Origin of the sequence: Limnohabitans sp. 2KL-1 (assembly GCF_003063435.1) — a bacterium.
GTDB lineage: Bacteria > Pseudomonadota > Gammaproteobacteria > Burkholderiales > Burkholderiaceae_C > Limnohabitans_A.
Map to the genome: position 1 here is coordinate 48,493 of NZ_NESL01000013.1, position 24,846 is coordinate 73,338.

Here is a 24,846-nt window from a genome sequence, read left to right on the forward strand (position 1 = left end):
ACCGCCCGCAAGACACCAAGGAAGCCGCATGTCCCAACCACTGGATCTGGCCGCCATGCAGGCCCACACCTCCACTTCTTTCAAGGACGCCTGGCAGACCCGCCTGGAGCGCTGGTACGCGCACCCCGGCTTGTACCGCTGGTCGCTGCGCAACCCGCTCACACGCTGGCTCACGCGCCGCCGCACCCGCAAGTTGTTTGATTTGATGGCCGGTTTTGTGCACAGCCAGGTGCTGCTGGGCTGCGTGCGACTGGACCTGTTTCGCGCCCTGCACCAAGCACCCGCCAACCTGACCGATCTGGCACGCCGCACAGGGCTGGCCCCAGCGGTGTTGCAGCGTTTGCTGCTGTCGGCCGTGGCGCTGGGCCTGCTGGAGCACCGCAGCCAGGGCCGTTTTGGCCTCGGGCCGTTGGGCGTGCCGCTGGCGCAGCACGAGGGCATCTCGCAGATGATCGAGCACAACCACCTGCTCTACCAGGACATGCAGGACCCGCTGCAGTTTTTGCACAACGCCTGGAGCGGCGGCATGGCCGAGTACTGGCCCTATGCCCACGAAAAACCCGCTGTCCATATGCCGGCAGAGCAGGTGGACAAGTTCACCCGCTACTCGCAGCTCATGGCCGCTTCGCAAGGCTTTGTGGTGCAGGAGATCTTGTCGTCCTACTTTTTTGACGAGCACCGCTGCGTGCTCGATGTCGGGGCGGGCAAGGGCCGCTTTGTGAGCGAGTTGGCCGCGCACGCACCGCACCTGCAGTTCAAGATGTTCGATCTGCCTCCCGTGCTGGCGCTGGCCCGAGAAGGCCTGCAGGCCAAGGGTTTGACCGAGCGCGTGAGCCTGCACCCCGGTAGTTTTTTGGACGACCCGCTGCCTGAAGGGGCTGATCTGATCACCTTGGTGCGCGTGGCGCATGACCACCCCGATGCGGTGGTGCGGCAGATTTTGCAAAAAGCCCATGCCGCTTTGCCGGTGGGCGGTGTTTTGCTGTTGGCCGAGCCCATGGCCCAGCCGGACGAAGAAGCCGGCCAGCCCGATGCATCGGCGGATGCGTACTTCCACTTTTACCTGCTGGCCATGGGGGCTGGGCGGCTGCGCACGCCGCAAGAGTTGCAAAACATGATGCAGGAGGCCGGTTTCACCCATGTGGAGCAGGTGCCCAACGCCATGCCCATCCATGCGCGCATTCTTTTGGGCCGTAAATCACAGTGTTTACCCTCGGTTCCTGAGAATAGTGTCAATTAACTTTGACATATTGTGATGTAAAGCAAAGAATACAACCATGAAATCCCAAGCCGTCGTCTTCAACAGCCCCAAGCAACTGAGCTTGCAGGCGCTGGACTTGCCCGAATTGCAGGCTGGTCAGTTGGACGTGGCGGTCGAATACAGCGGCATCAGCACCGGCACCGAACGCATGCTCTGGGACGGCAGCATGCCGCCCTTCCCGGGTATGGGCTACCCGCTGGTGCCCGGTTACGAGACGGTGGGCCGTGTGGTTCGCGCCGCCTCGGACACCGGCTTGCAAGCCGGGCAACGTGTGTTTGTGCCGGGTGCCAATTGCTTCACCGGGGTCAAAAGCTTGTTTGGTGGCGCGGCTTCGCGACTGGTGGTCACTGCGCAAAAAGTCGTGCCCGTAGCCGAACACCTGGGCGCGCAATCGGTGCTGCTGGCGCTGGCCGCCACGGCCTACCACGCGGTCTCGGGCGGTGGTCAGCAAGACCCGTTTGAAGCCCCTGAGCTCATCGTGGGTCACGGCGTCATGGGTCGCTTGTTGGCGCGCCTCACAGTGGCGGCTGGCCTGCCCGCGCCCACCGTGTGGGAAACCCAGGCCGAACGCTCTGCCGGTGCCGAAGGCTACACCGTGGTGCAACCGCAAGACGACCCGCGCCGCGACTACCGCACCATTTACGACGTGAGCGGCGACGGCAGCCTGCTCAATGGCCTGATCCAGCGCCTGCGCCCCGGTGGCGAGCTGGTGCTGGCCGGTTTCTACAAACAAGACCTTTCCTTTGCCTACGCCCCGGCCTTCATGCGCGAAGCGCGCATGCGCATTGCCGCCGAGTGGAAGCGCCCCGATCTGTTGGCCGTCAACGAGCTGGTGAACACCGGCCGCTTGTCGCTCGACGGTTTGATCACCCACACCCAGCCATCGACGCATGCTGGTTCTGCCTACGAGACCGCCTTCGGAGATGCGAGCTGTCTCAAGATGATCCTTGATTGGAGTGCCTCCGCATGAACACCCCCACTGACACCGCTGCCACCACCCAGCCCATTAAATTTGTCGAAGTGCTGCGCCGCGAGGCCGACGTGGAGCCCGACGCCGTCAGCACCAGCGAAGTGACCAAAGAGACGCAAATCATTGCCATCTACGGCAAAGGTGGCATTGGCAAAAGCTTCACGCTGGCCAACCTGTCTTACATGATGGCGCAGCAGGGCAAAAAAGTGCTCCTGATCGGCTGCGACCCCAAGAGCGACACCACCAGCTTGCTGTTCGGCGGCAAAGCCTGCCCCACCATCATCGAGACCTCATCGCGCCTCAAACTCTCCGGTCAGGCCGTGAGCATTGGCGATGTCTGCTTCAAGCGCGATGGCGTGTTTGCCATGGAATTGGGTGGTCCCGAAGTCGGTCGCGGCTGCGGCGGTCGCGGCATCATCCACGGTTTTGAAACGCTCGAAAAACTCGGTTTCCACGACTGGGGTTTTGACTACGTGCTGCTCGACTTTTTGGGCGACGTGGTCTGCGGTGGCTTTGGCCTGCCCATTGCCCGCGACATGTGCCAAAAAGTGATCGTGGTCGCCAGCAACGACCTGCAGTCGCTGTATGTCGCCAACAACGTGTGCAGTGCGGTGGAGTATTTCCGCAAGCTCGGCGGCAACGTGGGCGTGGCCGGTATGGTCATCAACAAAGACGACGGCACGGGCGAAGCCCAAGCCTTTGCCGACAACGCCGGCATCCCGGTGCTGGCCGCCATTCCGGCCAACGAAGACATCCGCCGCAAGAGCGCCAGCTACGAAATCATTGGCCGCCCCGACGGCGAGTGGGGTCCGCTGTTTGCTGAGCTGGCCAAGAACGTGGCCGAAGCCCCTCCGATGCGCCCGAAACCCCAGACCCAGGACCAGTTGCTGGGCTTGTTCAGCGCCGACGTGGTCGGCCGCAATGTGGTGCTCGAGCCCGCGACCGTGTTCGACATGGTCGGCAAGCACGAAGACATCAAGCCCTCGCTGGAAGTCGTCTACGACGCGGCCTGAACCGCTGCAGACCACACCCACAGGAACAGGCCATGACACGCACCATCCCGATTCACCCCAGCACCGACGCCCCCAACCCCGCAGGCCTGCAGGGCGACGGCATGGGCTGCCACGCGGGCACCGAAGCCATGGTGGCCGCAGCCAAAGAGGCGGGCAAGTCCGAGGTGCTCGACCAATACGCCCGCGACTACCCACGCCAGCCCGATGCCGGTCCGCACGACCAGCCGCAAAGCATGTGCCCGGCCTTTGGCTCGCTGCGTGTGGGCCTGCGCATGAAGCGCACCGCCACCATCCTCTCGGGCTCGGCCTGTTGTGTGTACGGCCTCACTTTTACATCGCATTTTTACGGTGCGCGCCGCAGCGTGGGCTATGTGCCCTTCAACTCCGAGTCGCTGGTCACGGGCAAGTTGTTTGAAGACATCCGCGAAGCGGTGCATGCCGAAGCTGATCCCGACAAAGTCGACACCGTCATCATCATCAACCTGTGTGTGCCCACCGCCAGTGGTGTGCCGCTGCAGCTGCTGCCCAAAGAGATCAACGGCGTTCGCATCATCGGCATCGACGTGCCCGGTTTTGGGGTGCCCACGCATGCCGAAGCCAAAGACGTGCTGGCCGGTGCGATGCTGAAATACGCCCGCGAAGAAATCATGAGTGGCCCAGTGGCCGCGCCCCGCGCCGGTCGTGGCGACAAGCCCACGGTGGCGCTGCTCGGCGAGATGTTCCCGGCCGACCCGGTCATCATCGGCCAGATGCTCGCCCCCATGGGCCTGGCTGCAGGCCCAGTGGTGCCCACCCGCGAATGGCGCGAGCTGTATGCCGCGCTCGACTGCTCGGTGGCCGCCGCCATCCACCCGTTTTACACCGCGAGCGTGCGCGAATTCAAAGCCGCAGGTCGCCCTGTTGTGGGCTCTGCCCCTGTGGGTCTGGAAGGCACTCAAGACTGGTTGCAAAACATCGGTCAGTCTGCAGGCATTGCGCAGGCACAAATCGATGTGGCACGCAACCAGTCGCTTACTCAAATGCGTGGGCTCTTGATGCAAAAACCCATCAAGGGGCGCATCACCCTGAGCGGCTACGAAGGGTCCGAATTGCTGGTGGGTCGCTTGCTGGTCGAGTGCGGTGCCGATCTGCGCTACGTGGGCTCGGCCTGTCCTGCCACCGAATGGAACGCCCAAGACATCGCCTGGCTGCAAGCCAAAGGCGTGCAGGTGCAAATGCGCGCCTCGTTGGAGCAAGACCTCAACGCCATGTACGAATACCGGCCACAGCTGGCCATTGGCACCACCCCGGTGGTGCAGATCGCCAAGCAAAACAGCGTGCCCTCGCTGTATTTCACCAACTTGATTTCGGCACGTCCCTTGATGGGGGTGGCCGGTGCGGGTTCGCTGGTGCAGGTGGTGCAGGCGGCCATGGGCAACCAGGCGCGCTTTGACGCCATGAAGTCTTTCTTTGGCGATGTGGGTGCAGGCCACGCCGCAGGCGTGTGGGAATCGGTGCCCAAAGACCGGCCCGAGTTCAAGGCCGAAACCCGCCGTCAGATTGAAAAGCTCTTGAAAAAGCGCAAAGCCGAGGAGATGGGTTCATGAACCAGATCAATCCTCCACACAGCACCGTGGCCAAGCCCAAGTCGCCACTGATCCTCGACCACGACCGCGCAGGCGGCTACTGGGGCGCGGTGTATGTGTTCACCGCGATCAAGGGCTTGCAAGTGGTGATCGACGGCCCGGTGGGCTGCGAAAACCTGCCTGTGACTTCGGTGCTGCACTACACCGACGCACTGCCACCGCACGAATTGCCGATTGTGGTGACGGGCCTCGCCGAAGAACAACTGGGCCGCGAAGGCACCGAAGGCGCCATGAAACGCGCCCACGCCACGCTCGACCCCGAGTTGCCCGCGGTGGTGGTGACCGGCTCGATTGCCGAGATGATCGGCGGTGGCGTCACGCCCGAAGGCACCAACATCGCCCGCTTTTTGCCGCGCACGATCGACGAAGACCAGTGGCAATGCGCCAACCGCGCCATGTACTGGCTGTGGAGCGAGTACGGCCTGCGCAAAGTGCCCGCCCGCAAACCCTTTGAAGACCGCCCTGCGGGCGAAAAGCCCCGCGTCAACATCATTGGCCCTTGCTACGGCACCTTCAACAGCGCGAGTGACCTGGCCGAAATTCGCCGCCTGGTGCAAGGCATCGGCGCTGAAGTCAACATGGTCTTTCCGTTGGGCAGCCACTTGGCCGATGTCTCGCGCCTGGTCGAAGCCGATGTGAACATCTGCATGTACCGCGAGTTCGGCCGCATGCTGTGCGAGGCGCTGGAGCGCCCTTATTTGCAAGCGCCCATTGGTCTGCACAGCACCACCAATTTCTTGCGCAAATTGGGTGAGCTGCTGCACCTGGACCCGGAGCCGTTCATCGAGCGTGAAAAGCACACGACACTCAAGCCCATGTGGGACCTGTGGCGCTCGGTCACGCAAGACTTTTTTGCCACCGCCAGTTTTGCCGTGGTGGCGGGCGAGACCTATTCGCGGGGCCTGAAAAAATTCCTCGAAAACGAAATGGGTTTGCCCTGTCGCTTCAGCGTGTCACGCACGGCGGGCAACAAGACGGACAACGCCACCGTGCGCGAACTGGTCAAAACGCAAACGCCTTTGATCATGTTCGGCAGCTACAACGAGCGCATGTACCTGAGCGAGATCTCGGGCGGCAGCCCCATGCGTGCCGCTTTCATTCCCGCATCTTTTCCGGGCGCCATCATCCGCCGCCACACCGGCACCCCCTTCATGGGTTACAGCGGTGCGACCTACGTGATCCAGGAGGTGTGCAACGCGCTGTTCGATGCGCTGTTCCACATCTTGCCGCTGGGCACCGAGATGGACAAGGTGGAAGCCACCCAGGCGCGTGGCGTGGTCGCCCCCAACGCCAGCTGGCAAGACCAGGCCCAGCAGCGCCTGCGCGATGTGGTGCAAAGCCAACCGGTGCTGGTGCAGATTTCAGCGGCCAAGCGCTTGCGCGACCAGGCCGAGCAACTCTCGCAGGCCCAGGGCCAAAACGAAGTGACCGAAGCCCATGTGAACGCGGCCAGCCGCGAACTGGGTCTGGGGGTGACGGCATGAGCGCACCAGCCTTTCAAACAAACACGGGTGCTGCCCCTGGCAGTGCCTTTCACCCCATGTCGTGGCCTTTGGCTGCGGATGCCCATCTGCGCGGGCTGTGCGCAACCCGGGTCGCAAGGCCTCTTTAAAAGGAGCAAAACATGTCCACCAAGACATCAATTTCCGGACTCACCGATGAGGAAGCCCAGGAGTTCCACCATTACTGGATGCAGGGCACCGTGGGCTTTACAGCAGTTGCTGTGCTGGCCCACATCCTGGTCTGGGCGTGGCGTCCCTGGTTCTGATTCAGAGCCTGTTTTTTCATCCATAGATTGACGGAGTCACTGTCATGCAAAACACCACCCACCTCAACGAGGACCATTCGCGTGCGGATGAGTCCCCTGCGTTCTGGTCCATTTTCCTCATCGGATTCGGATGTCTGTTTGTGGTCGTCGTACTGGCCAAACTGGTCGGCGTTCACTGGCGAGATCTGCTGCCCGGTGCAGAAGATGCCAAGAGCATGAGTCAGGGTGTGAAAGCTGCGGTGTACACCTTCATGTCCCACATCATTTAGGAGATTCACCATGTGGAGAATTTGGCGACTTTACGACCCATTGCGTGCCATGGTACTGCAGGGCATTTTCTTGTTTGGCCTGGCCGCGATGATTCACCTCATCTTGCTCAGCACCAACAAATTCAACTGGCTCGACGGTGCGAAAAAACCCGTAGCAGCATCGGCGCAAAACTCGCCGCTGCCGACTTCGGTGGCATCGCTTGCCGCGCCCAAGTCCTGATCCAGGACTTGCCGTTCAGAAGCCGTCATTGACTTCGTGTCAATGCGGCATCTGTTGATCCACTGATGCAGGAGGACCCAACCATGGCCATGCTGAATTTTGAGAAAAAGTACCGTGTTCGCGGTGGTACCCTGCTGGGTGGTGATTTGTTCGACTTTTGGGTCGGACCGTTTTACGTCGGTTTTTTCGGCGTCACAACCTTGTTCTTTTCGTTCCTGGGTACAGCCCTCATCTTGTGGGGCGCCTCACAAGGGCCCACCTGGAACCTCTGGCAGATCAGCATCGCACCGCCTGATCTGTCGTATGGCCTGCGCTTTGCGCCCCTGATGGAAGGCGGCCTGTGGCAGCTCATCACGGTGTGTGCCATTGGCGCATTTGGCTCGTGGATGATGCGCGAGGTCGAAATCTGCCGCAAGCTGGGCATGGGCTTTCATGTGCCTGTGGCCTTCGGTGTGGCCATCTCGGCTTATGTCACTTTGGTGGTCGTGCGGCCGGTGCTCATGGGCGCCTGGGGCCACGGCTTTCCGTACGGCATTTACAGCCACTTGGACTGGGTGTCCAACGTGGGCTACCAGTACCTGCACTTTCATTACAACCCGGCGCACATGATCGCCGTGAGTTTCTTCTTCGCCAGCGTGTTTGCCTTGTCTTTGCACGGTGGTTTGATTTTGTCGTCCACCAATCCCACACCGGGCACTGTGGTCAAGACCCCAGAACACGAAGACACGTTCTTCCGCGACATCATCGGCTACTCGATCGGCACCTTGGGCATCCACCGCCTGGGGCTGTTCCTGGCGCTGGCGGCTGTGTTGTTCAGCGCCCTGTGCATCGTGCTCAGCGGCCCCTTCTGGAGCCGTGGCTGGCCCGAGTGGTGGAGCTGGTGGCTGAACATGCCGATCTGGTCCCAGTGGCCACTCTGATTCGGATTGCACGCAGTCCGAACCCCAAGAATTGAGGAGTACCGCAAATGGCCGACTATCAAAACCTGTTCACCACGGTGCAAGCCGTGGGTCCAGTCCACCACGGGGTGGAACTCGGACACGGCAACAGCCCGCGCACGGGGCAGCCCCTGATCAACTACTGGATCGGCAAACTGGGCAATGCCCAGCTCGGCCCGATTTACCTGGGCGGTCTGGGCCTGGCTTCGCTGGTGTTTGGCATGATCGCCTTCACCCTGATCGGCATGAACATGCTGGCCTCGGTTAACTACGACCCGATCCAGTTTGTGCGCCAGCTGTTCTGGCTCTCGCTCGAGCCGCCACCGCCGAGCTACGGCCTGAGCATGCCGCCACTCAACCAAGGCGGCTGGTTCCTCATCGTCGGTTTGTTGCTGATTGCTTCGGTCATGTTCTGGTGGGCTCGCACCTACCGCCGCGCCGTCGAACTGGGCATGGGCACCCACATCGCCTGGGCCTTTGCGGCAGCCATTTGGCTGTTCCTGGTGCTGGGCTTGTTCCGCCCCATCCTGATGGGTTCCTGGGGTGAGGCTGTGCCCTACGGCATCTTCTCCCACCTGGACTGGACGGCGGCTTTCTCGCTGCGCTACGGCAACCTGTTCTACAACCCCTTCCACGCGCTGTCCATCGTGTTCCTCTATGGCTCGGCCCTGCTGTTTGCCATGCACGGCGCGACGATTCTGGCCGTCACCCGATTTGGTGGCGAACGCGAGATCGAGCAGATCACCGATCGGGGCACCGCCTCGGAACGTGCGGCCTTGTTCTGGCGCTGGACCATGGGCTTCAACGCCACCATGGAATCGATTCACCGCTGGGCCTGGTGGTTCGCGGTTTTGTGCCCCATCACCGGCGGCATCGGCATCTTGCTCACGGGCACTGTGGTGGACAACTGGTACCTCTGGGCCATCAAGCATGGCGTGGCACCACCGTATCCCGAAATCTTTCCAGCGGTGATGGACCCCGCGCTGAGCACAGGAGCCAAGCCATGAACACCCATACCCTCCACAAAACGCGCTGGACAACACGTTTGGCCCAAGGTCTGGGCCTGGCACTGGTCGGCCTGGTGTTGGCCGGTTGCGAGCGCCCGATCCCTGAGACGGTGCAAAGCGGGTATCGCGGCACCGGCATGGCGCAGGTCTACAACGCCCGTCTGCTCGAGGTCAAAACCGAAAAGAACCAGCCGCCTGTGGCGATCCCTTCACCGGGCTCTGACGGCCCCAAGGCTGCGCAGGCCTACAAAAACGTCAAGGTGCTCGGCCACCTGAGCGTGGGCGAGTTCAACCGCCTGATGGTTTCGATGACGAGCTGGGTCGCGCCGCAAGAAGGCTGCGGTTATTGCCATGCCTTGCCCAATTTTGAAGACGACAGCAAATACACCAAGGTGGTGGCGCGGCGCATGGTCGAGATGACGCAGCACATCAACGCCGACTGGCAGCCGCACGTCGCCCAGACCGGCGTGACCTGCTACACCTGCCACCGGGGTGAGCCGGTGCCCAGCGCCATCTGGTTCAAGTCCGACCCGCAGCCGCAAGGTTCTAACTTCATCGGTGACAAGGCCGGACAGAACACCCCTTCGCCGGTGGTCAATTTGTCCTCACTGCCCAACGACCCGTTCACCCCGTTCCTGCTGGACAAGCAGAACATCCGCGTGAACGGCCCCACGGCACTGCCCACGGGCAACCGCCAGTCGATCAAGCAAGCCGAGTGGACTTATGGCCTGATGACGCACATGTCCACTTCGCTGGGCGTGAACTGCACTTACTGCCACAACACGCAGTCCTTCCAGAACTGGGAGAACAGCCCACCGCAGCGCGTGACGGCCTGGCACGGCATCCGCATGGCGCGTGACCTGAACCTGACCTACATGGAGCCTTTGACCGAAGTCTTCCCGGCGCACCGCAAGGGGCCTACGGGTGACGTGGCCAAGCTCAACTGCGCCACTTGCCACCAGGGTGCTTACAAGCCTTTGAACGGTGCGCCCATGGCCAAGGACTTTCCCGAGTTGCTCAAACCCGCTTTGGCTGCGTCCAAAGTCGCGGTCAAGTAGTTCGCAGGCCTTAGCACCTTTGCCGGACACCCGTCATGGAAGCCCTCGCCAACCTTCATGACCCGCTGTCCGGCGTGGTGGTGGTGCTGTTGGCCGACTTCTTGCGCCAGCACCAAGGCTGGGGTTGGCTGCGGCTGGTGGCCGGGGCCACGCCTTACAAAGAGGTGCCGGGCCTGACCATGGTCAAGGTCATGGGCAGTGGCCACGGCGGGGGCTTCAGCCTGCGACCCAGTGCCACGCACCAGGGCCTGATCTGTACTTTCACCCACCTTGATCTGGCCCTTCAGTTTCTGCAAAGTCCAGCGGTGCAGGCCTACCGCAGCCGAGCCCGCGAATGCTGGATGGGCGTGATGGCGGTGCAATCGGCCCGAGGTCAATGGGACAAGCAAGCCTGGCAGGCCAGCAGCGCCCAGTCACTGGGGAATCCACTGGGTGAATCGCTGGCCGAGTCCCTGGGCGCGAAAACTCCAGGCCCCTTCGCTGTGCTCACACGCGCCAGCATCGTGCCCACCAAGGCCATGGCGTTCTGGCGTTACGCCCCTGCAGCCCAGGCCGACTTGGACCAATCCCCCGGCTGCCTTTTGGCCATGGGCCTGGGTGAGGCACCCTTGGTACGGCAATGCACCTTCAGCTTGTGGCAAGACACGGCATCGATGCTCAACTATGCGCATCAGGGTGCGCACCAAGTAGCCAGTGCCGCCGCCTACAAACACCAGTTTTTTTCCGAATCGCTGTTCGTGCGCATGCAAGTGCTGCACATGGCCGGGGTCTGGAAAGGTCAGCCCTTTCAGTTTGAAAACCCTTCGCTCCAAGTTGCTGCAGCCGCTTTGCAAAGTGCGCTCGCTGTCGATGCGCCCCGTCTGGAGCCCAGCCATGTCTGAGCAACGCGTCGTCATCGTCGGCGCGGGCATGGGCGGTTTGTGCAGCGCCATCACGCTCGCGCACCAGGGCCTGGATGTCACCGTGGTCGAAGCCTCGGGCGCGCCCGGCGGCAAGGTGCACAGCCGCGAGGTGAACGGCGCACACATCGACAGCGGCCCCACCGTGTTCACCATGCGCTGGGTGTTCGACGCCTTGCTTCGCAGCGTGGGCACCAGTGTGGAAGACGAGATGCGCATCACGCCGCTTCAGGTGCTGGCCCGCCACTTCTGGCCCGATGGCAGCCAGCTCGACCTGTCGGCCGATGCTCAGATCAGCGAAGCGGCGATTGCCGCCTGGTCCGGTGGTGATGAAGCCCGGCGTTTTCGCGATTTTTGCAAGACCACGCGCCGGCTGTACGCCACGCTCGAAGGCCCGATGATCCGGGCCCAGCGCCCCAGCAAGGGCGGTTTCATGGGCGAGCTGGGTTTCAAAGGCTTGGGCGTATTGGCCCAACTCGGCCCCATGCGCAGCCTGTGGCAACAACTGGGCCACCAATTCACCGACCCGCGTTTGCGCCAGCTGTTTGCCCGCTACGCGACCTATTGCGGCTCATCGCCTTGGCAGTCGCCCGCCACCCTCATGCTGATCGCCCAGGTCGAGATGGACGGGGTTTGGTCGGTCGAGGGCGGCATGGTCGGTATGGCCCAGGCGCTGTCCCGTGTGGCCCGCCGTCGTGGCGCGGTGTTCCGCTACCACAGCACTTGCCAGCGCATCGAGCAGCGCCAGGGGCGCGTGTGCGGTGTGCACCTCCAGTCGGGCGAATTTTTACCGGCCGACCGCGTTATTTTTAATGGCGACGCTGCCGCCTTGCGTCAAGGCTTATTGGGCGATGACATGCGACGCGCCGTGCCGCAGGCTGCGCCGCCGCGTTCTTTGTCGGCACTGACTTGGTCCATGCACACCCCCACCGAGGGTGTGGCGCTGGACCGGCACAACGTGTTTTTTCAAAGCACCTACGCCAGCGAATTCGAAGACATTTTCGAGCGCCAGCGCTTGCCCGAAAGCCCCACCGTTTATGTTTGCGCGCAAGACCGGCCAGCTCAGTTGGCCCCAGGCCAGGCAGAGCGCATTTTTTGTTTGGTCAACGCCCCTGCCTGCGGTGATGGCAACGCGATCACCGAGGAGGCTTTAGAACAATGCCAAACGCACACCTTTCAGCATCTGCGTCAGCTGGGTCTGCACCTGCACCCCACAACGGCCAACAGCCTGCGCACAACGCCGCAGGATTTTCACCAGCGCTTTCCGGCCAGCGGCGGAGCGCTTTACGGGCAGGCGACGCACGGCTGGACCAGCATCTTCAGCCGACCTGGCTCCACCACACCCCTGCAGGGCCTGTATCTGGCGGGGGGCAGCGTGCACCCGGGGCCGGGCGTGCCGATGGCGGCGCTGTCCGGGCAGCGGGCGGCCGAGGCGCTGATGGCGAGCCTCGCTTCGACCAAGAAGTTCCAGACGGGGGCTACCTTTGGTGGTATGTCGACGCCATGAGCGATTGCGGACAACACGGCATCACCCTCATTGCCTTTGTCGGCAGTGTGTTCTCGCCGTATTACGCCTGGGCGCGTGGGCGTGGCCGAGCCAATCCAGACAACCACTGCGCCCTGAATGTGGCCATTTACAGCAAAGGCCAAGGCCGCTGGGCCATGACCGAACGCGGGCAGCGCCACTGCGCCCGCAGCGCCCGCCAGTTCACCATCGGCCCGAGCCAGCTGAACTGGGACGGCGATTGCCTCACCATCGACATCGACGAAGTGTGTGTGCCGGTGCCGCGCCGTGTGCGCGGCCGCATCAAGCTCTGGCCGCAGCAGCTGTTTGGCTATTCCACGCCCCTCGATGGGGCAGGGCGTCACCGCTGGGGGCCGCTGGCCCCGGCTTCGCGCATCGAGGTGGACCTGAGCGCCCCCGACCTGAAGTGGCAAGGCCACGCGTACTTGGACTCCAACGAAGGCGACGAGCCGGTGGACCAAGGCTTTCACACCTGGGACTGGTCACGCGCCCGCATGCGCGATGGCAGCACCGTGGTGTTTTACGACATGCAAGCGCCCGGCACCGAAGACCGCGTGCTGTCGCTGCGCTTCACGCCCAAAGGCACGGTCGAGCCCATCGCCACACCGCCGGTGCAGCGCCTGCCCAAAACAGCTTGGCGCATTGACCGCCGTATGCGCAGCACGCAAGCCGTGTGTGTGCAAGAACAACTCGAAGACACGCCGTTTTACCAGCGTGCCTTGTTGCAATTTGATTACGCCGGTGAGCCCTTGCTTGCCTTCCACGAAACCCTGTCGGTGCCGCGTTTGGTGTCACCGGTGGTTCAAGCCATGCTGCCTTGGCGCATGCCAAGGCGGGCTTGAGATGAACAACCTTGAATCCTTTTTCAAGGCAACCCCATTCCTGGCCATGGTGGCCATGAATAGCCCTCGTGCGGGCCGTGCACGTCTTCTGCAAGGAGAAAACTATGTCTAACTCAGACAAAGTCTGGCCAACGGGACTGACCGAGGCCGAATCGGAAGAGATTCACCGCAATCTCATCCAGGGTACGCAGATCTTCGGCATGATTGCCGCATTTGCCCATCTGCTGGCCTTCATTTATTCACCCTGGCTCAAGTAAAGGAGACACATCATGATCTACTCGAAAATGTGGTGTGTGGTGAAACCTTCTGTCGGTATCCCGGTGTTCATTGCGGCTGTGGCGATTTCGTCCTTCAGCGTGCACCTGGCCCTGACGATGAACACCACCTGGGTGAAAAGCTTCCTCAACGGTGGCACGAAAGTCGTTGCTGTTGCACCTGCGGCAGATGCTGCGGTGAAGAAGTAAAGGGTGCAAGCCCGAACGGCCAGACGCGCAAGCGTCTGGTCTTTCTTGTATGAACAAAACAAAAACACGATCCTCTCTTGCGCACATGCTGGCCAGCATGGGCCCGCGTTTTTTGCCTTTTGCGGACGCCGCCAGCGATGATTTGCCGCTGTCGCGTCTGCTGCGCTTGTCGCTGTTTCAAATTTCTGTCGGCATGGCCATGGTCATGCTGGTGGGCACCCTCAACCGCGTGATGATCGTCGAGCTGCAAGTGCCCGCCACGCTGGTGTCCTTGATGGTGGCTCTGCCTTTGCTCGTGGCACCGTTTCGGGCGCTGATTGGTTTTCGCTCGGACAACCACCGCTCGCAACTGGGCTGGCGGCGTGTGCCCTACATCTGGATGGGCAGCTTGCTGCAGTTCGGTGGTTTTTCCATCATGCCTTTTGCGCTGTTGGTGCTGGCCGGTGCCGGCCAAGCCAGCCAGGCCCCCAGTTGGGTGGGGTTGGTGGGTGCTGCAGGGGCCTTCGTGCTGGTGGGCATCGGCATGCACACCGTGCAAACCGCCGGTCTCGCGTTGGCCACCGACTTGGCACCACCCGAGCGTCAGCCCCAGGTTGTGGGCCTCATGTATGTGATGCAGCTGGTCGGCATGATCGGCAGCGCCCTGATGCTGGGCCACTTGCTGCGCGAGTACAGCCCCGGTCAACTGATCCGCGTGGTGCAGGCCGTGGCGGTGATGACGCTGGTTCTGAACGTGATCGCCCTGTGGAAGCAAGAGCCGCGCAGCCGCATGCGCAAACCCGGCATGCCCATCGAACACACTTTCGCACAAGCCTGGCAACTCTTTTGCCAAGGCCCGAACACCCTGCGGCGCTTGATGGCTGTGGGCCTGGGCACCATGGCCTTCACCATGGAAGACGTTTTGCTGGAGCCGTATGGCGGCGAGATCTTGAGCATGAGCGTGTCCACCACCACTTTGCTCACGGCGAACCTGGCCTTGGGTGGTCTTATCGGTTTTGCCTGGGCATCGCGTGTGCTCAGCCGCGGCGCTGACGCTTACCGCATGGCCAGCTGGGGTGCCTGGGTGGGCGTGCCCGCGTTTGCGGCGGTGATCGCCTCTGGCCCCTTGGGCTCTGCGCCCTTGTTTGCCTTGGGTATTTTTCTGATCGGCCTGGGCGGCGGATTGTTTGCCCACGGCACCCTGACCGCCACCATGCAAATGGCCCCACCCGAGCAAACCGGCCTGGCCATGGGCGCCTGGGGCGCGGTGCAGGCCAGTGCGGCAGGCGTGGGCATGGCGCTGGGCGGCATGGTGCGCGACGGCGTAGCGCTGGGCAGCAGCTCGGTCATGGGCTACTCGGTCGTTTACGGCCTCGAAATCTTGTTGCTGGGGCTGACCCTGTGGGCCATGGGACCTTTGATGCGGCCTGTACGCGCTTCGGCCATCTCTGCATAATCTAAACAGCTTTTTTTCAACCACCCACTCACCACCGAAGGAAAAACCATGGAAACCAAACACATCCTCATCATCATGTTCGTGGTTTTTGGCCTGTTCATGCTGGCCAACTGGTTCAACCGCCCCAAAGGTCCGCGCAAGTGACGCTGGCTTGATCAAGTCAGGTAAAGGGTGGCCACTGCCGCCGCGCCCAAAGAAAAAGCCGCTGTGAAGCGGCTTTTTCATGGACAACTGAAAAAATCAGTTGCGGCTGTCGCGGTAACCGCTGCCGTAACCCGTGCTGGGCTCTTTCGGCTTGGAGATGTTCACCACAATCGAGCGGCCGCCCACGGACATGCCGTTGAGACCGGTGATGGCGGCTTGTGCTTCTTCAGCGCTGGACATTTCCACAAAGGCGAAACCCTTGGAGCGACCTGTGTCGCGGTCCATCATGACTTTGGCCGACATCACGCCGCCAAACTCAGAGAAGTTTTGACGCAAGCTGGCGTCGTCAATTGTGTAGGGCAAGTTGCCCACGTAAATTTTGCTGCTCATGGTTGAGCCTTTCAGAGAGATGGCCTGCAGTTTTTTCAATCAAAAACTGCGGGCAGGAAATGGCGGTTTCTTGGAAGATTCCGCCGGGAAAAGTGCCATGCCTTGCGGCATCAGCACATTTTTTGGGGTGAGGGGCTGGTTTGTAGCCAGTCGCGGGTCATGTCGATGACACGGCGGGCTTGTTGTTGGGTGAAGGCACATTCGGCCCGAACGGGGGCAGGTGTCAGAGCTTGGCGCGCAAGGCGTTCTAAGCGCGCAGCATTGATCTGGGGTGTGCGGCCGCGGCCAAAACAGAATGCAGGTGTCGGGGGCAAAGCGACTGTAGGGCCCGTGCGTGAGGAAATCGAAGAAATCAAGTCAATCAAACCGCAAACCATCCAGGGGCTTGCGCAGAGCTGTGTGAAAAAAATAAATGGCCTGCAGCTCAACAGGACATGGTGTTCGAGGTCAATCGATGAAAGGCAGCCACTGGGTGGGTGAGCTGCGTTGTCCAGATCGAAATGAACCTGAACAACACCTTCAATATATTTCCAATTCAAATAAAAGTCAAGTTTTTTATTTCCTTCGGTTGGATGCTGAGGTGTTTGGCCGGTCAGGTAGCGAGGTCTACCCGCCACTCAGAACAAGGCGCACCAGCAAAGCCGACAGCACCCACATGGTCACGCCGATCAGCGCGTCCAGCACCTGCCAGGCACGGGGCCGCGCAAACCAGGGTGCCAGCCAACGCGCCCCAAAGCCCAAAGCACTGAACCACAGCAAACTGGCTGCACTGGCCCCGGCCGCAAACCAGCCCTGCAAGGGCGCAGGCTGCTGCGCCCCGATGCTGCCCACCAGCAGCACCGCGTCCAGGTACACATGTGGGTTGAGCAAGGTGAAAGCCGCTGCTTGCGCCAGCGCTGCCCCACGGCTCAGGCCCAAACCTGCTTCTGTCACATGCAGCGTGCTGGCTTGGCGCGCCCGCTGCAGCGCCCGCCAGCCATACATCGCTAAAAAAATCGCCCCGCCCAAGGCCAAAGCCTTTGCCAGCGCGGGTCGCTCGCCCAAAGCTTGCGCCATGCCCAGCACGCCTGCCGTGATCAGCACCGCATCGGCCACCGCACAAAAAGCCACCACGCTGCCCACATGCTCGCGCCGCAAGCCTTGGCGCAACACAAAAGCGTTTTGCGCCCCAATGGCCACGATCAAACCCAGCCCCAGGACCATGCCCTGCACAAAAACAGGCCATCCCCAATCCAGTGTGTCATTCCAGTTCATGGGGCATGAGCTTGTCAGCCTTTTAAGATGAAGACAAACTGTCTTTGCTTCATCCACTTTAGGAAAACTAATTTCATGCTTGACTATTTTTCTCTGGCGGCCTTGGCAGCGGTGGTGCGTGAAGGCAGTTTTGAACGTGCGGCACGCGCATTGCACGTCACGCCGTCCGCCGTGTCGCAGCGCATTCGGCTGCTGGAAGAGCGGGTGGGCTGTGCGCTGGTGGTGCGCGGCCAGCCCTGTCAGGCCACCGAGACTGGCCGACGCCTGTGCCAGCACATGGACCGTGTGCGGCTGCTCGAGCAGGAACTGCAAGGCACCTTGCCGGGTCTGGCCCCTGAAGGGGTGGCGCGCGTGACGCTGCCCATAGCGGTGAACGCTGACAGCCTGGCCACCTGGTTTGCCCCGGCCCTGACCGCGTTTGCGGCCGAGGCACCGGTGCTGATGGCGGTGTCGGTGGACAACGAAGACCACACCACCGAGTGGTTGCGCAGCGGCGCGGTGCTGGCCGCCGTGACGGCCACGGCTCGCCCGGCCACCGGTTGCAACAGCCGCGCCCTGGGGGCCATGCGCTATGTGGCGGCGGCCAGCCCCGCTTTGGTGCAGCGCCACTTTGCGCACGGCGTGACGGCCGGCAGCCTGGCCCAGGCGCCCAGTCTGGTGTTCAACACGCAGGACGAACTGCAGGCCCGGTGGGTGCGGCGGCTGTGCCACCGGCATGTGGAGCTGCCGCGGCACACCTTGCCGTCCACGCAGGCCTTTGTCGAGGCCTCACTGGCCAGCATGGGTTGGGGCTTGCACCCGCTCACGCTGATTGCGCCGCACCTGCAAAGCGGTGCTTTGCTGGAACTGGTGCCGGGCACACCGCTGGATGTGCCCTTGTATTGGCAGGAAACCCGCGCTGCATCTGCCTTGCTCGATGGCTTAAGTCGTGCGGTGCTCAAGGCGGCGCAGGGCAGTTTGATGGCTGGGGGCGTTTGAAATCGCAACACCGTGCGCATACCCAGGCCTTGTGAGAGGGCGGGCGCTGCCAATGGAGCCCGTGCCCCACAGACCAGCAGCCCCAGCCTTGCCCTGCCTTGAGATCTTTTTAGTGAACAAAAATCACAAAGAAAGAGCATCTAAAACCTCTAATCAGTGAGGTTGACATTACGATATGAAGCTTTTAGTTCATATCTACGGCCTCAGGCCGCACCGTCTTGCAGCTCACCCCCCACCAAGCCAAATACATCGCGCACGACCTGACCCTGCAGCACGCAGGCGGCGGGCTGGAGCGTTTGAGCCAGGCGCTTTTTAACGCCAGCGTGGACCTGAACCCGTACCAGATCGAGGCGGCGGTTTTTGCGCTGCGCTCGCCGCTGAGTAAGGGTGTGCTGCTGGCCGACGAGGTGGGCCTGGGCAAGACCATCGAGGCGGGCATCGTGCTGTGCCAATACTGGGCCGAGCGCAAGCGGCAGCCGTTCACCCTGTATGAACAGTGACATGAGCGGCAACACCCCTTTGTCATCGCCGCCAGCACATGGGCCTGACACATTTCCCTCCAATGAATCCGAAACCGTCGAATTCAAAACCAGCCTGGCCGAACTCAAGCAAGGCCTGATCTCGCTCGTGGCCATGCTCAACAAACACGGGCAAGCCGATTTGTGGTTTGGCGTTTCGCCCATCGGCAAACCCGCGGGCTTGATGGTCATTGAAAAAACCTTGCGTGAAGTCTCGCAAGCCATAGGGGCGCACATCGATCCGCGGCTCTACCCCGAAATCACCTCGGTCGACGTGGCGGGCAAAACCTGTCTGCGCGTGCAAGCCACAGGCCACCAAAAACCGTATTTCTCGCATGGCCGCGCCTACATTCGCGTGGCCGACGAAGACCGCCAAATGAGCGCCCGCGAACTGGAAAGCTTGATCCTCAAGCGCAACAGCGCCGCCCTGCGCTGGGACAACGAGCCCTGCAACACGCCACTGACCGAGCTGAGCGAATACAAAATTCGCCGCTTCGTGGAGCGGGCCGGCCTGCCTTGGGACAACCAGGCCAACGCCCTCACCAAACTCGGCCTGCTGCAAGACGGGCAACTGCTCAACGCCGCCCGCCTGTTCTTTGCGCACCAGCCCGTCCAGCTGCGCTGCGCCGTGTTTGCCAGCACCACCAGCGCCACCATCCTTGACCGGCACGACTTCGATGGCGACGTGCTCGAACTGATTGAAGAGGCCGAAAAATACATCCTCAAAAACATCCACATCGGCATGCGCCTGGAAGGCATGCGCCGGGTGGACGTGCCCGAAATCTCGCGTGCAGCCCTGCGCGAAGCCATCATCAACGCCTTTTGCCACCGCGACTGGCGCGACCCGGATTACATCCAGATCGCCATTTACAAAAACCGGGTCGAAATCCGCAACCCCGGTGGCCTTTTTGATGGCCTGACCTTTGACGAAATGCGCCGGGGCAACGTCTCACACCGCCGCAACCCGCTGATGGCAGACCTGTTCAGGCGCATTGACATGGTCGAAGCCTGGGGGCGCGGCATGCCCCTGATTCTGCAAAACGCCCCCGATGTCGAGTTCCGCGAGATCGCCCGGTTGTTTGTGGCCAGTTTTGAACGGCCCAGTGCGACCGCAGTGACTACCCAAGAAACGGGCGGTACTACCAAAGAAACTACCAAAGAAACTACTAAAGAAACTGCTACAGAAAGCAGCAGTAGACGCCCCCTGCGCATGAAAGAAAGGCTGCTGATCTTGATTCAACAGCAGCCAGAGATCACCGCCGCCGAATTGTCTACCGCCACTGGCATTGGCGTAGACGGGGTGAATTACCACCTCAACCAGCTCAAGCAGACAGGCAAGCTTCGCCGCCTTGGCCCAACCAAGGGCGGGCGCTGGGAAGTGACAGAACCAGACTCCAAAGGGAAGACATGAAAAACAAAACAACCGGCACCACAGCGGCCAACGCAGCCGCCAAAGTAACCACCCTGGACGACCTGGGCCACAGCCCCGACGCCCTCGTCCAACGCAAAGCCGAGTTGCTGGCGCTGCTGGCGCAAACCGCGCCCGAACTCATGAGCGACCAACAGCTCAACGTGGCCAAGCTGCAAGAGCTGCTGGGCGAAGACCGCTTGGCATCGGACGAGCATTACGAACTGTCATGGGCAGGTAAAACCGCCGCCCGCCGCGAGATCCAGAAAACCAGCAGCCACACCCTGCGGCCTGACACCAACAACCCGGCGCAGGCCCAGCACATGCTGATCGAGGGCGAAAACCTGGAAGTGCTGCGCGTGCTGCAAAAAAGCTACTACGGCAAGGTCAAGATGATCTACATCGACCCGCCCTACAACACGGGCAACGACAGCTTTGTGTACCCCGACAACTATTCCGAAACGCTGGATGAATACCAGCGCCGCACGGGCGAGAAAAACGAAGCCGGTTTTCTGAACAAACAAAATCTCTGGAAAAAGAACAGCAAGGAAAGCGGGCAGTACCACAGCGCTTGGCTGTCCATGATGTACCCGCGTTTGTATTTGGCGCGGAATTTGCTGCGTGATGACGGGGTGATATTCATCAGCATTGATGACAACGAAGCAGCGAATTTGAAGGTGCTTTGTGATGAAATTTTTGGAAGCGAAAATTTTTTAGCAAATATTGTTTGGCGGCGCACGGTTTCAGGGGCGGTTTCAGGTCAAGGGTTTTCGGTTAGCCATGATCATATTTTTTGCTATTCGAAAAGTGAAAAATCCACATTAGGCAGGCTCGCTGTCGAAGACGAGGATAAGTACAAAAATCCTGATGATGACCCGCGCGGTCCATATAAAACACAGAAACTCGAACGAACGCTTGAGGGTGCAAGGCCAACAATGACGTTCGAAATCGCAACGCCTGTTGGCCCAATTACTAAAACCTGGGCATGTAGCCCACAGAAATTTCAAGAGCTACTTTCAGATAATCGAATCGTTTTCAGTAGCTCCGGTCAACCTTATTACAAGCAGTTTTTAAGTGAATATGGCGGGCGCCTGCCTGACACTTGGTGGGAGAAGTCTCAGGGAAATAATCAAGAGGGCTCGAAAGAGCTTTCTGCTTTGTTAGGACGAAAAAACGTTTTCACAAATCCAAAGCCTACAAAACTTATCAAACATGCACTACGCATAGGCTGTGGCCTCAGCGATATCTGTTTAGATTTCTTTGCCGGATCAGGGACAGCTGCAAACGCAGTCATTGAGTTAAATCACGAAGACGGCGGCACCCGTCAATGCATCAGCGTCCAAATGCCCGAAGTCCTCGACGAAGACAGCGAGGCCTACAAAGCCGGTTACCGCACCATCGCCGACATCACCCGCGCCCGCATCGACAAGGTGATTGCCAAGCTCCAAGCCGAGCACCCGGACAAAACCGCCGACCTGGCCTGCGCCCACTTCACCCTGGCCCCGTCCAATTTCAAGGTCTGGCGCGGCGACGCCAACAGCGCCGAGGCGCTGCGCGAACAGCTGCAACTGTTCCAAAGCGCCGAAAAGCAGGCCATAGGCACAGAGGACCAGCCTGCCCAAACCGCCATGCTGGCCGAGCTGTTGCTCAAGCACGGCCTGGGCGCATTGGGCGTGCACGCCATCAGCAAGCCCACGGACATGGCCGGTGCCACGGTGTACAGCGTCCTCATGCCCGACAACAGGCTCATGTTGTTGTGCTTTGACCCTTACACCAAGGCGCTGAAAGACGAACTCGTCCAAGCCAAGCCCGCTCAGGTGGTCATGCTCAATTCGTGTTTTGTGGGCCCCAAAGCCGACGAACTGCTGTCCAACCTGCAGCTGGAACTGGCCGGGCTGGAAATTGGCCTGACGGTGATTTGAGGGCGCGGTATGGCTAAAGGTTTGATCCATGCCGAGACCGACCACGGTCTGCTTGACCGGGTGGTGGGCATTTTGGATGCGGCGCGTTCGCGCACGGTGCGCCATGTGAACAGTGAAATGGTGCTGGCCTACTGGCTGATTGGCCGCGAAATTGTGCAGGCCTTGCAAGGCGGGCAAGACCGGGCTGATTACGGCGCAGCGCTGTTGGAGGGCTTGTCCAAGGGTTTGCAACAGCGCTATGGCCGTGGGTTTTCGATCAGCAACATCAAGTATTTTCGTCAGTTCTACCAGACCTATGCCCACCGGCAACCCGAGATTCGCCACGAGCCTCGTGGCGAATTGGGTTTGGACGGTGGCGGCAGTGCGGCGGTAGTGGCCGATTTGTCGGTGGCCTTGGCCGAGCATGAGGCTTTGCAGGGTTTTTCTGCCCAGTTGAGCTGGACGCATTACCGCACCCTTTGCCGCATTGAAGAGCGCAGCGAGCGTTTGTTTTACGAGATAGAGGCCGAGCGCAACGGCTGGAGTCAGCCGGAGCTGGAGCGGCACATGCAAAGCCACTTGTTTTTGCGCTTGGTCAAAAGCCGCGACAAAGCGGGCGTGATGGCTTTGGCGACACAAGGACAGGTGCTGGCGAGCCCGGTGGATGCGATCAAGCACCCGTATGTGCTGGATTTTTTAGATCTGCCAGAGGCCAGCCAATGGCATGAAGCTGATTTAGAGACGGCCATCATCGATCAGTTACAGCCGTTTTTGCTGGAGATGGGCAAGGGCTTTGCGTTCGTTGCGCGTCAACAGCGCATCGGCACCGAGTTGCACCATTTCTACATTGACCTGGTGTTCTACAACTACTTGCTCAAGTGCTTTGTGTTGGTGGATTTGAAGCTGGGCAGGCTCACGCACCAAGACGTGGGCCAGATGGACATGTATGTGCGCATGTTTGATGAACTCAAGCGCAGCGAGGGCGACAACCCGACGGTGGGGCTGATTTTGTGTGCCGAGCGCGATGAGGTGGTGGCGCGGTATTCGGTTTTGAACGAGGGCAAGCAATTGTTTGCATCGCGCTACATGACGGTGCTGCCCAGCGAAGAAGCCCTGCGTGCAGAAATTGAGCGTGAAACCCAGCGCGTGCGCAGCAGCAAGCCAGACAACAAGGACGAGACATGACGATGCAACTGCAATTCAGCCACCAGGACTACCAAAAGAAGGCGGTCGATGCGGTGGTGAAGGTGTTTGACGGCCAGCCACTGGCCAAAAGTGAGTTTTCGCTGGCCGGGCAAAACGCCAGCGTGCGCTATGCGGCCGACGGCACCATTGGCAACGCCCTTCATTTGTCCGAAGAGCAATTGCTGGCCAATGTGCAGCAGGTGCAACTGACCAATTTGCGCAACGCCCAAGGCGAGCCCGACCCCAGCCAGGTCAGCCCCAAACTGCTGGGCGACGAAGTGCAAGAGCTGCATGACGGCGTGGCCAGCACTCGACTGGTGCCGCATTTGTCGCTGGAGATGGAAACGGGCACGGGCAAGACCTACACCTTCATCAAGACGATGTACGAGCTGAACAAGCAGTACGGCTTCAAGAAGTTTGTGGTGGTGGTGCCCAGCGTGGCGATCCGCGAGGGCACCATGAAAAATCTGGAGGTCACGCGCCCCCACTTTGCCAACGACTACGCCCATGTGCCTTGCGTGCCTATTCTTTACGACAGCAGCAAGTTGTCGGCCCTGCGCGATTTCGCGTTGAGCGACGCGCTGAGCGTGCTGGTGATCAACATCGACAGCTTTGCCAAAGACGGCACCCGTATCAAGCAAAAAGGCGAGCGGGCGTTTGCGCCCATCGAGTACATCCAGGCGGTCAACCCGGTGGTGATCGTGGACGAGCCGCAAAACTTTGAAACCGATTTGCGCCGCACCGCCTTGCTGGACCTGAACCCGCTGTGTACGCTGCGCTATTCGGCCACGCACCGAAACCCCTACAACCTGCTGTATTCGCTCAACCCTGTGCAGGCCTACGACTTGGGGCTGGTCAAGCAGATCGAGGTGGACGGTGTGTTGGCCGATGCCGACCACAACCAAGCCTTCATCGAGCTGCTGAGCATCGAGGCCAAAGCCAAGAGCATCGTTGCTCGGGTGGCGATTGATGTGAACGGCAAGACGGGCGTGAAGCGTTCGGAAATCACGCTGAAGCTGGAAGACGATGTGTATGCCAAGTCCAAACAGCGCGAGGCTTACCAAGACGGCTACATCCTGAATGAGATCCGCGCCGATGCCGGCGAGATCGAGTTTTCGGGCGGGCGGGTGCTGAAGCTGCACGAAAAGCAAGGTGGCCTGACGGACGATGTGATGCGTTACCAGATCGAGCGCACGGTGGCCGCGCACTTTGCCAAGCTCAAGAATTTGCAACCCATGGGCATCAAGGTGTTGAGCTTGTTCTTCATCGACAAGGTGGCGAATTACCGCGCCTTCGATGCAGACGGCCAGCCCACCACCGGCAAGTTTGGCTTGTGGTTTGAAGAGGCCTTTAATAAATACGCCCGCTTGCCGCAGTACCGGGGTTTGATTCCGCACGAGGCCAGCCAGGTGCATGACGGTTATTTTTCAGGCGAGAAAAAGGGTAAGGGCGTGAAGGCCAAAACCGTGTGGGTGGACACCTCGGGGCTGGTGGCCAAAGACGACAGCACGTATCACTTGATCATGCAGCACAAGGAAAGGCTGCTGTCCACCGCCGAGCCGCTGCAGTTTTTGTTCAGCCACACTGCACTGCGCGAGGGCTGGGACACCCGAGTTCGACACCAAATCCCGATTTTTCGCCCTTTTTCGCCTCCGGCCTCAACAAAATCAAGCACTTGCAACTGATCTTCTGATTTTTTTGTAGTGGCAATATTGAGTGCAATACGTGCTGGCAAGTTACGTTGTCATGCGACCTGCCATTTGCTACACTTTGG

At 60.8% G+C, this 24,846-nt stretch carries 25 protein-coding genes; 23 read left to right on the forward strand and 2 right to left on the reverse strand.

Going from position 1 to position 24,846, the window contains the following annotated elements; all coding sequences use genetic code 11:
• The first annotated feature begins 28 nt into the window (after positions 1-28).
• The 17 genes from B9Z47_RS16845 (at position 29) to B9Z47_RS16925 (ending at position 15,294) form a co-directional block, all read left to right on the forward strand.
• Positions 29-1,240 carry a methyltransferase gene (locus B9Z47_RS16845; protein ID WP_108332380.1) on the forward strand — a complete coding sequence of 404 codons (1,212 nt, stop codon included), beginning with the start codon at positions 29-31 and terminating at the stop codon, positions 1,238-1,240.
• Between the two features lie 37 nt (positions 1,241-1,277).
• Positions 1,278-2,231, forward strand: coding sequence for a chlorophyll synthesis pathway protein BchC (bchC, locus tag B9Z47_RS16850; protein WP_108332381.1), 954 nt, complete (start codon positions 1,278-1,280; stop codon positions 2,229-2,231).
• Positions 2,228-3,244: a chlorophyllide a reductase iron protein subunit X gene (locus tag B9Z47_RS16855; protein ID WP_108332382.1), complete on the forward strand. Its 1,017-nt coding sequence runs from the start codon at positions 2,228-2,230 to the stop codon at positions 3,242-3,244. Before bchC ends, B9Z47_RS16855 begins: the two co-directional genes overlap by 4 nt.
• Before the next feature lie 32 nt (positions 3,245-3,276).
• On the forward strand, positions 3,277-4,830 hold the full coding sequence (gene bchY, locus B9Z47_RS16860) for a chlorophyllide a reductase subunit Y (protein ID WP_108332383.1): 1,554 nt from the start codon (positions 3,277-3,279) through the stop codon (positions 4,828-4,830).
• Entirely contained in the window at positions 4,827-6,353 is a 1,527-nt protein-coding gene (gene bchZ, locus B9Z47_RS16865) for a chlorophyllide a reductase subunit Z (protein WP_108332384.1), read from the forward strand. Before bchY ends, bchZ begins: the two co-directional genes overlap by 4 nt.
• A 140-nt stretch (positions 6,354-6,493) precedes the next feature.
• Positions 6,494-6,637 carry a light-harvesting antenna LH1, beta subunit gene (gene pufB / locus B9Z47_RS16870; protein ID WP_019425952.1) on the forward strand — a complete coding sequence of 48 codons (144 nt, stop codon included), beginning with the start codon at positions 6,494-6,496 and terminating at the stop codon, positions 6,635-6,637.
• Between the two features lie 44 nt (positions 6,638-6,681).
• The gene (locus tag B9Z47_RS16875) at positions 6,682-6,906 is read left to right on the forward strand and encodes a hypothetical protein (RefSeq protein WP_100120009.1); all 225 of its coding nucleotides are present in this window, start codon (positions 6,682-6,684) and stop codon (positions 6,904-6,906) included.
• A gap of 10 nt (positions 6,907-6,916) precedes the next feature.
• Entirely contained in the window at positions 6,917-7,126 is a 210-nt protein-coding gene (gene pufA, locus B9Z47_RS16880; RefSeq protein WP_108332385.1) for a light-harvesting antenna LH1, alpha subunit, read from the forward strand.
• Between the two features lie 83 nt (positions 7,127-7,209).
• Positions 7,210-8,046, forward strand: coding sequence for a photosynthetic reaction center subunit L (gene pufL, locus B9Z47_RS16885; RefSeq protein WP_108332402.1), 837 nt, complete (start codon positions 7,210-7,212; stop codon positions 8,044-8,046).
• 47 nt (positions 8,047-8,093) lie between these two features.
• The gene (gene pufM / locus B9Z47_RS16890) at positions 8,094-9,071 is read left to right on the forward strand and encodes a photosynthetic reaction center subunit M (protein WP_108332386.1); all 978 of its coding nucleotides are present in this window, start codon (positions 8,094-8,096) and stop codon (positions 9,069-9,071) included.
• Positions 9,068-10,129, forward strand: coding sequence for a photosynthetic reaction center cytochrome PufC (gene pufC, locus B9Z47_RS16895; protein WP_233253856.1), 1,062 nt, complete (start codon positions 9,068-9,070; stop codon positions 10,127-10,129). The genes pufM and pufC overlap by 4 nt, the downstream gene beginning before the upstream one ends.
• Positions 10,130-10,164: 35 nt before the next feature.
• Positions 10,165-11,010: a hypothetical protein gene (locus B9Z47_RS16900; RefSeq protein WP_108332387.1), complete on the forward strand. Its 846-nt coding sequence runs from the start codon at positions 10,165-10,167 to the stop codon at positions 11,008-11,010.
• Positions 11,003-12,535, forward strand: coding sequence for a 1-hydroxycarotenoid 3,4-desaturase CrtD (gene crtD, locus B9Z47_RS16905; protein WP_108332404.1), 1,533 nt, complete (start codon positions 11,003-11,005; stop codon positions 12,533-12,535). Before B9Z47_RS16900 ends, crtD begins: the two co-directional genes overlap by 8 nt.
• Entirely contained in the window at positions 12,532-13,395 is an 864-nt protein-coding gene (locus B9Z47_RS16910; protein ID WP_108332388.1) for a carotenoid 1,2-hydratase, read from the forward strand. Before crtD ends, B9Z47_RS16910 begins: the two co-directional genes overlap by 4 nt.
• A gap of 104 nt (positions 13,396-13,499) precedes the next feature.
• Positions 13,500-13,652, forward strand: a complete 153-nt coding sequence (gene pufB / locus B9Z47_RS16915; RefSeq protein WP_089956637.1) for a light-harvesting antenna LH1, beta subunit — start codon at positions 13,500-13,502, stop codon at positions 13,650-13,652.
• Positions 13,653-13,664: 12 nt separating this feature from the next.
• Positions 13,665-13,859: a light-harvesting protein gene (locus tag B9Z47_RS16920; RefSeq protein WP_108332389.1), complete on the forward strand. Its 195-nt coding sequence runs from the start codon at positions 13,665-13,667 to the stop codon at positions 13,857-13,859.
• Positions 13,860-13,908: 49 nt separating this feature from the next.
• On the forward strand, positions 13,909-15,294 hold the full coding sequence (locus B9Z47_RS16925; RefSeq protein ID WP_108332390.1) for a PucC family protein: 1,386 nt from the start codon (positions 13,909-13,911) through the stop codon (positions 15,292-15,294).
• Positions 15,295-15,534: 240 nt separating this feature from the next.
• Here B9Z47_RS16925 and B9Z47_RS16930 read toward each other — a convergent pair whose 3' ends face one another.
• Positions 15,535-15,828 (reverse strand): RNA-binding protein, encoded by a 294-nt coding sequence (locus B9Z47_RS16930; protein ID WP_108332405.1) that lies wholly within the window; start codon positions 15,826-15,828, stop codon positions 15,535-15,537.
• Between the two features lie 606 nt (positions 15,829-16,434).
• On the reverse strand, positions 16,435-17,082 hold the full coding sequence (locus tag B9Z47_RS16940) for a LysE/ArgO family amino acid transporter (RefSeq protein WP_108332392.1): 648 nt from the start codon (positions 17,080-17,082) through the stop codon (positions 16,435-16,437).
• Positions 17,083-17,157: 75 nt separating this feature from the next.
• On the opposite strand from B9Z47_RS16940, the gene B9Z47_RS16945 reads away from it, so the two are divergent.
• The 6 genes from B9Z47_RS16945 to B9Z47_RS16970 all read left to right on the forward strand — a co-directional run bounded on the left by B9Z47_RS16945 (position 17,158) and on the right by B9Z47_RS16970 (position 24,757).
• Positions 17,158-18,060 carry a LysR family transcriptional regulator ArgP gene (locus B9Z47_RS16945; RefSeq protein ID WP_108332393.1) on the forward strand — a complete coding sequence of 301 codons (903 nt, stop codon included), beginning with the start codon at positions 17,158-17,160 and terminating at the stop codon, positions 18,058-18,060.
• Between the two features lie 218 nt (positions 18,061-18,278).
• The gene (locus B9Z47_RS16950) at positions 18,279-18,560 is read left to right on the forward strand and encodes a hypothetical protein (protein ID WP_199226461.1); all 282 of its coding nucleotides are present in this window, start codon (positions 18,279-18,281) and stop codon (positions 18,558-18,560) included.
• A gap of 1 nt (position 18,561) precedes the next feature.
• A complete protein-coding gene (locus B9Z47_RS16955) occupies positions 18,562-19,989 on the forward strand; it encodes an ATP-binding protein (RefSeq protein WP_108332394.1) in 1,428 nt (475 codons plus the stop codon).
• Between the two features lie 104 nt (positions 19,990-20,093).
• The gene (locus tag B9Z47_RS16960; protein ID WP_233253857.1) at positions 20,094-21,908 is read left to right on the forward strand and encodes a site-specific DNA-methyltransferase; all 1,815 of its coding nucleotides are present in this window, start codon (positions 20,094-20,096) and stop codon (positions 21,906-21,908) included.
• A gap of 9 nt (positions 21,909-21,917) precedes the next feature.
• Positions 21,918-23,072, forward strand: coding sequence for a YhcG family protein (locus B9Z47_RS16965; RefSeq protein ID WP_108332396.1), 1,155 nt, complete (start codon positions 21,918-21,920; stop codon positions 23,070-23,072).
• The gene (locus tag B9Z47_RS16970) at positions 23,069-24,757 is read left to right on the forward strand and encodes a DEAD/DEAH box helicase family protein (RefSeq protein WP_108332397.1); all 1,689 of its coding nucleotides are present in this window, start codon (positions 23,069-23,071) and stop codon (positions 24,755-24,757) included. Before B9Z47_RS16965 ends, B9Z47_RS16970 begins: the two co-directional genes overlap by 4 nt.
• The last annotated feature ends 89 nt before the right edge of the window (positions 24,758-24,846 follow it).

Bases quoted from the DNA above. Each gene is read 5' to 3' on its own strand.
- crtD (WP_108332404.1), top strand. From the start codon at position 11,003: ATGTCTGAGCAACGCGTCGTCATCGTCGGCGCGGGCATGGGCGGTTTG.
- B9Z47_RS16875 (WP_100120009.1), top strand. From the start codon at position 6,682: ATGCAAAACACCACCCACCTCAACGAGGACCATTCGCGTGCGGATGAG.
- B9Z47_RS16900 (WP_108332387.1), top strand. From the start codon at position 10,165: ATGGAAGCCCTCGCCAACCTTCATGACCCGCTGTCCGGCGTGGTGGTG.
- B9Z47_RS16955 (WP_108332394.1), top strand. From the start codon at position 18,562: ATGAGCGGCAACACCCCTTTGTCATCGCCGCCAGCACATGGGCCTGAC.
- pufC (WP_233253856.1), top strand. From the start codon at position 9,068: ATGAACACCCATACCCTCCACAAAACGCGCTGGACAACACGTTTGGCC.
- B9Z47_RS16965 (WP_108332396.1), top strand. From the start codon at position 21,918: ATGGCTAAAGGTTTGATCCATGCCGAGACCGACCACGGTCTGCTTGAC.
- pufM (WP_108332386.1), top strand. From the start codon at position 8,094: ATGGCCGACTATCAAAACCTGTTCACCACGGTGCAAGCCGTGGGTCCA.
- pufL (WP_108332402.1), top strand. From the start codon at position 7,210: ATGGCCATGCTGAATTTTGAGAAAAAGTACCGTGTTCGCGGTGGTACC.
- B9Z47_RS16930 (WP_108332405.1), bottom strand. From the start codon at position 15,828: ATGAGCAGCAAAATTTACGTGGGCAACTTGCCCTACACAATTGACGAC.
- pufB (WP_089956637.1), top strand. From the start codon at position 13,500: ATGTCTAACTCAGACAAAGTCTGGCCAACGGGACTGACCGAGGCCGAA.
- B9Z47_RS16845 (WP_108332380.1), top strand. From the start codon at position 29: ATGTCCCAACCACTGGATCTGGCCGCCATGCAGGCCCACACCTCCACT.
- bchY (WP_108332383.1), top strand. From the start codon at position 3,277: ATGACACGCACCATCCCGATTCACCCCAGCACCGACGCCCCCAACCCC.
- B9Z47_RS16855 (WP_108332382.1), top strand. From the start codon at position 2,228: ATGAACACCCCCACTGACACCGCTGCCACCACCCAGCCCATTAAATTT.
- B9Z47_RS16940 (WP_108332392.1), bottom strand. From the start codon at position 17,082: ATGAACTGGAATGACACACTGGATTGGGGATGGCCTGTTTTTGTGCAG.
- pufA (WP_108332385.1), top strand. From the start codon at position 6,917: ATGTGGAGAATTTGGCGACTTTACGACCCATTGCGTGCCATGGTACTG.
- B9Z47_RS16970 (WP_108332397.1), top strand. From the start codon at position 23,069: ATGACGATGCAACTGCAATTCAGCCACCAGGACTACCAAAAGAAGGCG.
- bchC (WP_108332381.1), top strand. From the start codon at position 1,278: ATGAAATCCCAAGCCGTCGTCTTCAACAGCCCCAAGCAACTGAGCTTG.
- bchZ (WP_108332384.1), top strand. From the start codon at position 4,827: ATGAACCAGATCAATCCTCCACACAGCACCGTGGCCAAGCCCAAGTCG.
- pufB (WP_019425952.1), top strand. From the start codon at position 6,494: ATGTCCACCAAGACATCAATTTCCGGACTCACCGATGAGGAAGCCCAG.
- B9Z47_RS16910 (WP_108332388.1), top strand. From the start codon at position 12,532: ATGAGCGATTGCGGACAACACGGCATCACCCTCATTGCCTTTGTCGGC.
- B9Z47_RS16920 (WP_108332389.1), top strand. From the start codon at position 13,665: ATGATCTACTCGAAAATGTGGTGTGTGGTGAAACCTTCTGTCGGTATC.
- B9Z47_RS16945 (WP_108332393.1), top strand. From the start codon at position 17,158: ATGCTTGACTATTTTTCTCTGGCGGCCTTGGCAGCGGTGGTGCGTGAA.
- B9Z47_RS16925 (WP_108332390.1), top strand. From the start codon at position 13,909: ATGAACAAAACAAAAACACGATCCTCTCTTGCGCACATGCTGGCCAGC.